Origin of the sequence: Mesorhizobium sp. GbtcB19, assembly GCF_019091085.1 — a bacterium.
Taxonomy (GTDB): Bacteria; Pseudomonadota; Alphaproteobacteria; order Rhizobiales; family Rhizobiaceae; genus Mesorhizobium.
The window spans coordinates 1-258 of sequence record NZ_JAGXJY010000318.1; the positions used below are offsets into that span (position 1 = coordinate 1).

Genomic DNA, 258 nt, shown 5'->3' on the forward strand with positions numbered 1-258 from the left:
TTGTTAGCAAGATTAATTTATCAAACCTCTTTACACCCCTGTAATTTTCCATCCAATTTTTTAATGTTTTCCAAAATTCAACATCTCTATCCAGGAAATTCTTTTGTTTAATATGATTCTTCACTTCCATGTTTTTCGATAATTCAGTTGATTCTATAGATAAATCACCGTATCGTTCCACTACTATAATTTCATTTTCTTTAAGGTCTAAGCAATGCTCTAATACTATTAAATAGTGAAAAATATCTCCTAATTTCG

1 protein-coding gene is annotated in these 258 nt (G+C 28.3%); it reads right to left on the bottom strand.

Features of this window, described 5'->3' with window-relative positions; translation table 11 throughout:
- The coding region (locus KVT37_RS32400; RefSeq protein WP_217579050.1) for a hypothetical protein at nucleotides 1-258 on the bottom strand (258 nt) is incomplete at both ends.